Source organism: Methylobacterium sp. WL6, assembly GCF_008040095.1.
In the GTDB taxonomy this organism is placed as follows: domain Bacteria; phylum Pseudomonadota; class Alphaproteobacteria; order Rhizobiales; family Beijerinckiaceae; genus Methylobacterium.
The window spans coordinates 1-8,499 of the sequence record NZ_VRVH01000201.1; the positions used below are offsets into that span (position 1 = coordinate 1).

10 protein-coding genes and 1 pseudogene are annotated in these 8,499 nt (G+C 70.9%); 6 read left to right on the forward strand and 5 right to left on the reverse strand.

What is annotated here, in order from left to right; all coding sequences use genetic code 11:
* Positions 1–670: 670 nt before the first annotated feature.
* Positions 671–2,062 (reverse strand): annotated as a pseudogene (locus tag FV230_RS20440) (RtcB family protein).
* Between the two features lie 125 nt (positions 2,063–2,187).
* Between FV230_RS20440 and FV230_RS20445 the strand changes: the two are divergent.
* Complete coding sequence (locus tag FV230_RS20445) at positions 2,188–2,544, forward strand: hypothetical protein (protein ID WP_147843695.1); 357 nt, start codon at positions 2,188–2,190, stop codon at positions 2,542–2,544.
* Between the two features lie 94 nt (positions 2,545–2,638).
* On the opposite strand, the gene FV230_RS20450 is transcribed toward FV230_RS20445, so the two are convergent.
* Genes FV230_RS20450 through FV230_RS20460 form a run of 3 tightly spaced genes read right to left on the reverse strand, consistent with a single transcriptional unit; the run spans position 2,639 to position 3,712 of the window.
* Positions 2,639–2,905, reverse strand: coding sequence for a hypothetical protein (locus FV230_RS20450; RefSeq protein WP_147843696.1), 267 nt, complete (start codon positions 2,903–2,905; stop codon positions 2,639–2,641).
* Between the two features lie 32 nt (positions 2,906–2,937).
* Positions 2,938–3,177, reverse strand: coding sequence for a hypothetical protein (locus FV230_RS20455; protein ID WP_147843697.1), 240 nt, complete (start codon positions 3,175–3,177; stop codon positions 2,938–2,940).
* A gap of 1 nt (position 3,178) precedes the next feature.
* Positions 3,179–3,712, reverse strand: a complete 534-nt coding sequence (locus FV230_RS20460) for a hypothetical protein (RefSeq protein ID WP_147843698.1) — start codon at positions 3,710–3,712, stop codon at positions 3,179–3,181.
* A gap of 402 nt (positions 3,713–4,114) precedes the next feature.
* Here FV230_RS20460 and FV230_RS20465 point away from each other — a divergent pair, with 402 nt between their 5' ends.
* From FV230_RS20465 to FV230_RS29820, 5 genes are read left to right on the forward strand one after another with little or no spacing between them, the layout of a single operon-like run.
* A complete protein-coding gene (locus FV230_RS20465; RefSeq protein ID WP_147843699.1) occupies positions 4,115–5,821 on the forward strand; it encodes an AAA family ATPase in 1,707 nt (568 codons plus the stop codon).
* A 10-nt stretch (positions 5,822–5,831) separates the two neighbouring features.
* Positions 5,832–6,062: a hypothetical protein gene (locus FV230_RS20470; protein ID WP_147843700.1), complete on the forward strand. Its 231-nt coding sequence runs from the start codon at positions 5,832–5,834 to the stop codon at positions 6,060–6,062.
* A complete protein-coding gene (locus FV230_RS20475; RefSeq protein ID WP_147843701.1) occupies positions 6,059–6,655 on the forward strand; it encodes a hypothetical protein in 597 nt (198 codons plus the stop codon). The genes FV230_RS20470 and FV230_RS20475 overlap by 4 nt, the downstream gene beginning before the upstream one ends.
* Positions 6,639–6,998, forward strand: a complete 360-nt coding sequence (locus tag FV230_RS20480) for a hypothetical protein (protein ID WP_147843702.1) — start codon at positions 6,639–6,641, stop codon at positions 6,996–6,998. Before FV230_RS20475 ends, FV230_RS20480 begins: the two co-directional genes overlap by 17 nt.
* Positions 6,995–7,147, forward strand: a complete 153-nt coding sequence (locus FV230_RS29820; protein ID WP_187275564.1) for a hypothetical protein — start codon at positions 6,995–6,997, stop codon at positions 7,145–7,147. Before FV230_RS20480 ends, FV230_RS29820 begins: the two co-directional genes overlap by 4 nt.
* A 304-nt stretch (positions 7,148–7,451) precedes the next feature.
* Here the strand turns inward: FV230_RS29820 and FV230_RS20485 are convergent, their stop codons facing one another.
* Positions 7,452–7,862, reverse strand: a complete 411-nt coding sequence (locus FV230_RS20485; RefSeq protein WP_147843703.1) for a dATP/dGTP diphosphohydrolase domain-containing protein — start codon at positions 7,860–7,862, stop codon at positions 7,452–7,454.
* Between the last annotated feature and the right edge of the window lie 637 nt (positions 7,863–8,499).

Here is an 8,499-nt window from a genome sequence, read left to right on the forward strand (position 1 = left end):
TACTAGGACCTTGTAAAAGGGTTCAGGAAAGCCGTTCCTTGAATCGTTTTACAAGGTCGGCCGGGGGCCCGGGGGCGGGCGGGCATACCCTGAAATCTTCCTGAAATTTTGTGTCGAACTCGTGTGTGCCCGCTCGAATGATGTGGGACCAACCGTGAGGCTCCCCATGCCCGCCAACGCCTACCTGTCGCTCACGTCGCTGTCCGGCACGCGCCCGTTCGACGTACCCGACGACGTGCGGGGCTACCGGCGGGAGGATCCGGCGGGCCGTTGCCCGGGGTGCCGGCATCACGTCCGCATCGAGGGCCCCACTCCGGCAACGCGGCGCAACGGGCAGGTCGCGGTGGCCGACGTCTGCCTAGCCTACCGGCGTGAGCTCCTCACGGCGCGCCCGACCACCCGGCCGTGCGCCAGGTTCGCGGGACCGGCCGAGGCATAAAAAGGATACAGGGATCGCCGATGTTGAACCGTTTTTATGCCTGCCGGGCCCGGGCCGCCTCGGCCCGCCGGCGCGCTCGGTTCACCCCCGGGACGGGCTGCTCGTTCGAGGGGGCCCGGCGCGACCGGCGTTGGGCCGCAGCTTTGCAAGTGGCCAACCACGTCCGCCCGAGGCCGCCCTGCATCATCTTGGCGTATGCCTCGAATGCCTTCGGATCGCCCAGGTACCCGCTCATCCCATCACCCCCATCGCCACCTCGACACACTCAGCCGCAGCGCGCTTCTTTCTCCGGGGTGCATCAGCCTCCCAATCGCCAGCCATGATGCAGCCGTAGGGGATGACCTCGTCCACCACCTCCGCGAGGTCGTACCTCTCGATCTGCGCCCGGACCGCTGCCGCGTCCTTGTAGGCGCCGGGCAACTCGGACAGGTCGGGCCGCCCGCTGAAGAACCGCACGTCGATCCCCGGCGGGTAGTCCGGCCGATTGGAGCGCAGGTAGGCTGTGCGCGAGACGTTCCGGCCCGCCCCGTGCGGGGCGAAGCCCAAGGTCTCCGCACGGTCCCGGTGAGCGGTAATGAGCACCGGCTCGGCCATGTTCAGGGGGATCAGCGTGCGGCCGGTATCCTCGGGCGAGAACCCGGCGAAGGAAGGGGTGGCGCCCTTGCCGTGGTAGAACAGGCCGTCCGTACGTCGGAAGACGAAATTGTGCTCGTTCCAGAACCGGTCGGCCGCCGCGGCGCCGATGCGGGCGAGCGCCTGATCGTGGATCGCGTAGTGGCTCTCGCGCGTCCAATCGCGGACGATCTGCAACGCATCCCAGTAGGCCACTCCCTCGGCACTCTCGGCCTTGATCCATGCGTTGTGCTTGGGAACCTCGGGCGCGGTTTTCGCGGTGTAGCGCTGGGCGGCACCCATACCCTTCTTGTATAGCTGCGCGCCGAGGCCGCGCGAGCCGTGGTGGGTGACCAGTGCCGGAAGGCCCGACGAGCGCAGGTGGCCGACGTAGGCGAAGTGGTTGCCGTCACCCTAGCTCCCGAAATCACCGACCGCCTTCCCCATCGGGTCGGACAGGAAGGTGTTGCTGTCGATCGCCGACGCGACGGATGCCGGCATCAGGGCGGGGGCGCGGCGTCCGCCCGGCCCGAAGTGCGTCACGGCCTGCACGGCGTCGAGGAGCGCGCGGGGATCGCAGTCGGCACGTAGAACCGTGATCGCCACCGAGCAGCAGATGTCGGCCGAATGGAAGCCCGGATGGATCGCGTCGGCGCAAGCGACCACACCGCCGACTGGGATCGTGCCGAACGTCGAACCGGAGGGGCAGGCGTCGGGCATCACCGCCCCGGCCTGGATGGTCGGCACACGCATCAGCTCGTCCATGTGGGCGAACACGGCCTCGACGTTGGCCCGCTCGGCTTCTGTCTCCGCGTCGATCGCCCGGGCGTAGGGGGTCGCCGTTGCCCGCAGCGGGATCGTCGCTGGCACCAGCGCTTGGATAGCTGCCAGGATCGCGGGTTGCCCCACGCCCTCGCCGCGCATCCGGTTCGCGGTGGCCAGCGCCTCCTTGAAGTGCGCGCCGGGCTTCACGCCCCACCCGATGAGGGTCTGTCCGGTGATCGCGTCCATGGAAGTCTCCTCAGTTAAAAGGTTCGACGGAGTTCCCGCCCTCACGCCCAGGCCGACCACGTCGCCGGGATCCCCGTAGACAGCCGGGCTTGCCCCGCCGGCCGATCCGCGCGAGTCTCGCCGGCATGCCCGACGACGCCTACGACCCCGCTAGCCTCCGCGTCCTCGACGGCCTCCCTCGCCGTCGCCCCGGGGGCGTGATCGCCTACGAGGACGGGGACCCGATCGCGGCCGTGCTCGCCGCGGCCGACGCCGGCTGGCCCGATCTGGCGGGCGCCCTCGGAGACGTGGAGCGCGCCCTCGGGGGCGAGCCCTGGACGGAGGGCAGCCTGCTCGACCGAATCGACGCGGCCCGCCTCACCTGCGCGGCGGCGATCGAGTGGGACCGGCGCGGCGAGCCCACGGGGACGCCCCTCGGCGTCGAGGCGTTGACGTGGCTAGCGGGGGCCGTCGCCCGGGTGCGGTCGCGCGTCGAGGACTGAGCCGCTCATCGGGCCCTCCACCGGATCAGCATTCCGACCGTGACGGCGAACGCGAGGTAGGCGGCGCCGACGCTCCCCCAGTAGGCCGCGTCCATCATGTCGACCTCCTGGCAGCGTCGGCACGCCGAAAGGAATCCCGGCATTCCGGCTCATCGGTCGCGCGGTCCAGGCACGCATCGAGGCAGCGGCCGTACGCGGCGAGGCCGGCCGCGAAGGCGCTATGATCACCTCGCGAAGTGGCCATAGCGAGGGCCTCGACGACCGCCTCCGTGCGGGCGATCGCCCGGCGCAGGGCGGCCGGGTCGTCGAGCACGATCGCGCGCTTCTGGGCGGCCTGGGCGTTGCGCAGGGACCGCTCCATGCCCGGGCGGTCCAAGGGGATCGGGCGGCGAGTCATGCGAGGAACTGGAAGGCCGCGAGGAACGGCTCGATCTGCATCGAGAGGCTGGTCCGCCGACCCGCCGGCAGGTACGTCACCGCTGCCTGGGAGGGCGGGCTGTATCGGCAGTAGTTCGGGTTTTCGCGCTCCAAGACGAACCTGATCGTCACCTTGTGGCGGCGGCCTGTGGCCTTCGATTTCGCGACGTCGAGCCAGACCTGACCCTCGGCGGGATAGGGAGCGGGGCCTGCCATGTCAGCTGGCCGTGAGGATGGCGAGGTCACGCTTCATGCGCTCGGCGAAATCATCGCTCTTCTCGGCTTGCCCCGGATGCTCCCCGTTCCAGCCCTCGCCGGAGGCCATGAACACGGCCTCGAAGACCTTCTCCAGCGTGCAGCCTGGAATGCGCCCGGCGATGGCCGCCAGGGCGCGGACCTCCTCGACGATGTCGTAGATCTCGAAGGGATGCCGGGCTCCGTGCAAGATCGTGACGATGTTCCGGATCCCGACCTCCCAGCGGTTCTCGCCGGCGGCGTTGAGATCCGGGACAACCCGGCGAACGAAGCCGGCATCGAGTAGGGTTTCCAGCGCCTGCTCGGGATCCGGGCAGGCCACCGTCACCACCTCGCCAACGACCTCGAAGTCGCTCAGCTTCCGAAGGCGGGCCCTGTTCTCCACGCGCTGCGCCTCGACCCGCGCGTCCTTCACGAGCCCGTCGAAGTAGTCGCGCGCGCCGGCCGGCAGCGAGGCGACGAGGCGCGCCGCGTCGGCGACCCTTTCGATGTCCACGTGCTGATCGAGCATCCCGTCCCCCTAGCGACCGAGCCGCCGCACGACGTCGACCGCGAACGCCGCCACCAGGGCGATGAAGGCGCTGAGGACGAGCATCGCGTGCGTGAGCATGCCGAGAGGGTCGTCCCGACACGAGGATTCGCACAGTGGCGCGAAAGCCACACGGACGTGACATCGCAAGATTTCGGCAAGCACAGCCCTGTAGCAGATTCCTCCCAGTACAGGTTTGGTTAGTCACGTCCAGGCTTTCTCGTAGACGTCGAGGGCAGCCCTCCCTATAAGGAAGGCTCCACTGGAGCGCATGCCCGTGAACGCCATTCGCAGCTTGAAACGGACCGCCGCCACCGCCGCCTGAGCCCCGCTCGGCGCGCCCGCGTCCCCGTTCCTGCGAGTGCCCCCATGTCCAAGCCCGACGACCATCAGGCGCGCCTGCGCGCGCAATACGTGCTGCAGGTCCGAAAGGGCCTGCCCGCCTACAACGAACCCCGGATCGCCACGGGACTGCCCGACAACGCGCAGCTGCTGTGCGGCTACGAGTTCACGGGCTCGGACGCGCTGGCGGACGCCCAGGCCTATCTGTTCGACCTCCTCCGGCCGGCCTGTCCGCACAAGTGGCCGACGCGGTTCGAGGCCGCGCTTGAAGCGGCCTACCGCTCCCCGTCGATCGGGACGTTCCGCGTGCTCGCCCGAAGCGCCGAACTCGCGCTGGCCCGCGACGAAGGCCCGGATCGCCGGGATCCGCTGCTGCGTGAGACGGCCACCGTCGTCGATGCCGTCGGGCTGCGCGCGACGATCTACGCGGCCGCGCTGGGCTGCGCCCGGTCGAAGGCGACATGCGCCGTTCACGCGATGCAGATCTGGACGAACGACACGGAGTACGGGACGCCGTCCCCCGAAACCTGGGGCGCGATCCTGTCGATGCTTGCCTGGATGCAGGGCGCCCGATGGGACGCCCCCCGCCCGGGTGATCCGGTCGAGCCGGGGCTTCTTCGGCACAACGACCTGATCGAGTGCCGGTACGAAGCGAGGAAGGCGATCCGCCTCGCCGGCGTGGTGCTCGACGCGATCGACGCCGGCCCCGTCGAGGAGGGCGAGATCGGGGTGCCCTACGTGTCCAAGCCGACGTCGGGCCTCAGCCTCGACGAACTCCGCCACCTGGAGCGCGTGTCCGAGGACCGTGGCGAGATCCGCGACACCGGCCCCGAACCGGATCCCGACCCGGTCCCGAAGCCGCCCGGCCTCGTCGTCGTCGAGCCGCCCGCCGGTGGCCCGCCGAAGAAGCGCTCGCACGACGCCGATCCCTGGACGGAGGCCAAGGCCGTCATCGGCGTCCGCACGCCCCTCGTGCAGCCGCCCGAGGACCTCCCGGCCCTGCGGGATGCCCTCGCCGCCGAGTTCCCCCAGGCCGAGGCGATCGTCGACCGCGCGCTGCGGCCGCTCGCCGGGCAGGAGACGACGCGCCTGCCGCGCCTGCTGCTCGTCGGCCCGCCCGGCTGCGGCAAGACCCGGCTGGCGCGCCGGCTCGGAGAGGGGCTTGGCCTCGCGCCGAGCCTGCATCCGGCTGCGGGCACCAGCGACGGAATGTTCGGCGGTACGCCTCGGGGATGGTCGTCCGCCAAGTTTTGCGCGCCGTTCAAGGACCTCGTGTCAGCGGGAATCGCGAACCCGATGATCATCGTCGACGAGGTCGAGAAGGCCGGGTCGTCCAGGCACAATGGAGCACTCCATGACGTGCTCCTGGGCATGCTCGAAGTCGAGAGTTCGTCTCGGTACCGGGACCCGTTTCTGGAGCACGCCGTAGATCTCAGTCGGATCAACTGGTGCTTCACGGCGAATAGCCTGCAGGGCATCCCCCAGCCCCTGCTCGACCGCCTGGTCGTCGTCCACGTCCCCGAGCCCGGCCCGGAGCACCTGGACGCCCTGGCGCCCCAGCTGCTCGACGCCGCCCGGGCCGAGCTCGGTCTCGACGAGGCGTGGGTCCCAGCCCTGGATCCCGTGGAGCTCGATGCCCTGCGGACCGCATGGTCCGGGGGGAGCCTGCGCCGGCTGCGTCGCCTCGTGGACGGCGTCCTCGCCGCCCGCGAACAGTCCGCCCCCCGGCAGTAGGAGGTCGCCCATGCTCGATCTGATCAAGGCCCTCCGCGCCGACGTAGAGGAGGCCTGCGAGGCGGAGCGGTGCGACTGGCACCTCGGCCGCGGCGTGTACGGGTACCTCGGGGCGCTCGCGCGCCTCGTCCAGGACGGCGACCGCGACCCGGCCGTCGCCCTCAACGAAGCCCGGTCGGCGGTGGGATTCCTCGCCGCCGTCCCCCGCCTGCCTGTCGTCCGCCAAGGGAGCCACGCATGACCAGCGACCGCATGACCACCGAGTTCCTCGCGTACGTGGCCGTCGCCCTCGGCGAGGAGGCCGTCGACGTCTCGGCCACGGGCGTCGACCTGACGCCGGACGGGCCCCGCGTCCGCTACGTGGGCGTGCCGACGTCGATGCGGCCGACCGATCGGCAGCACCTGCGCCGCGATCGCGCCCTCGCCGTGGAGGCCTGCTCGCGCCTCGTGGCGATCCGGTGGCGCCGCCCGCCGGCACCTCTCGTGCCGCCGCAGGACAGCTACCTGCGCCTCGCGGACGCCTACCCGGACGTCTACACGAGCCCCACGGAAACCTCGGCGGGGTGGCACGCACTGCTAGTAATGGCGGCCGAATGGATGCGGGAATACGGACCACCGCAAGGTTTCGTCGCGCAGCAGGTCAAGTCCAAGTTCGGCACGCTGCGGTTCTACTACAGCGACGACAGCGACGACCCGCGAGCCACGGCGGCGGCCGGCATCATAGAGGCCGTGGAGCGCATCAGCCGGGGCGTCTGCGAGGTCTGCGGCGCGCCAGCGAAGCTGCGCACGCGGGGAGGCTGGTACGAGACGGTGTGCGATGAGCACGTCCGGTAGCGTCGACGTCTACCGCAACCTCACCCGGAAGCGCTGGAGCGTGCGGATCGGCGGCTGGGTCGCCGCGCACGTCGAGGCGATCGTGCTCGTCGGCGTGACGTTCCGCGTGTCGGAGGCCAGCCGAGTCCGGTGCGTCCGGACCGGCGTCCGCGACGTCCACGCCTGGGCGAGAGGACGTCCCGGAACGGGGACGCGCCCCCCGCCCGACGCGGTCCGCGTCCGGTACCGGCCGTCCGTCGAGGCGGGATTCCGAGCCCCCGATGGGACCTTGATCACCGCCGCGGCCGCCGTCTGGTTCGAGGCCGACGGCACCGCCTGGATCACCGTGGAGCACGTGCCGTGATACGTATCGCCCTCGCCGCCGCACTGGCCCTCGCGGCCGCCCCCGCCGTCGCCCGGCCCGCCCCGGGGCTATACTGCCCGGTCGGCCAGGACGCCGCCTCGATCCTCGTGGACCGCGCCGGGATCGGGATCGACGGCCTGGACTGCTAGCACCCCCGGTACGGCGGCGGCCGCGTCCGGGCGGCCCGCTGCTACGCCAACGGGGGGAGCGTCGTCAGCTACGACGTGGACCTCGTGGAGGTGCCGAACGGTCTCCGGCACGGAGGTGTGACGTTCCGCCGGTACGACGGCCCGCGACCCTGCCCCGAAAACGGGAGGTAACGCGTTTCCGTGTGCTGAGAGTGTGCCACGTTCGGCACGAGAGCCCGATAAACGCTGTCCCAGCATGAGCTTGCGAGGGGACGAAATCGGGCACGTTCGAGGGGGCGGGCAATCACGTGCGCCCGAACCCCCGTTAAATGACGGGTTGCGTGCCCTTCACGACGGGCATCGTGGCCGCGTCGTAGGCCTTGAGGATCCTGATCGTCTCGGGGCTGCGCAGGCGCCCGTCCAGGAACGTCCCGGCCTCGATCGCGTCGAGCAGGATCGCGCAGGTGGCCCGGATGTGCGCCAGGTGCGATACGCCGGACTGCTCGTCGGCGTCCTCCCCGGCCGCCCACAGCGTGAGATGCCGCTCGATCGCCCCGACGTACGTCTCGGCGTCGATCGGGTCGGTCCTCCAGTTGTGCCGCCCGTAGGCCTTCGCCGGGCAGTCCGCCCCGAGGCCGACGACGGCCGCCTCCTGGACGAGGGCGACCCGGGGGATGAGCTGCAACGGCAGCTTGCGCATGCCGGCGGTACGCTTCGGGTTCTCGTGCGTGGTCATGGCGTCGACATGCTCGGCCGACAGCCGGATCGGCTTCTCGTTTTCGCATCAGGCCACGCCCTTGCCCGGGCCGCCCGTCCGGACGGTGGCGCACCCGCCGAGCCCGAGGCCAACGGTGATCAGGGTGAGGCAAACCCAGCGCTTGAGCTCGGCGCGCAGGTTCTCGTCGGACCGCTTGGCTACGGAGGCCTCGACCGCCTCGTGACGTATCGCAGATTGCGCATAGGCGGCCTCAACGTCTCTTTAGTAGGACGTTGCCCGCCCGGCGGCCCGCGATGTACGTGCGCCTCGCGGTCACGGCGACCGCGAACGCCAGGAATCCCACCGCGAACGCGCAGCGCCGGCGCGGGTCGAAAGGATCGTCCGGAGGGGCAGGCCCCACGGCGTCGCCAGTATGATCCCGAAGGCGACGAGGGGCGCGGCCATGATCGCCAGGTAGGTGTAGAGCTCGTTGGTAATCGGCGGGTTCTCCGGCGGCGGGCCGGGTGGCGGGGGAACGTGGTGTGGATCGCGCGGATCGGAGGCTCGAACTGGGGATCGCTGGGGGTCGTCGCGGTGACGGCCTCGCTCCCGGTCGGCGCCGCGGCAAGCAGCGCGGCCGCGTCCCCCGGCCGGTCGGCGCGGGGGCACATCGGGC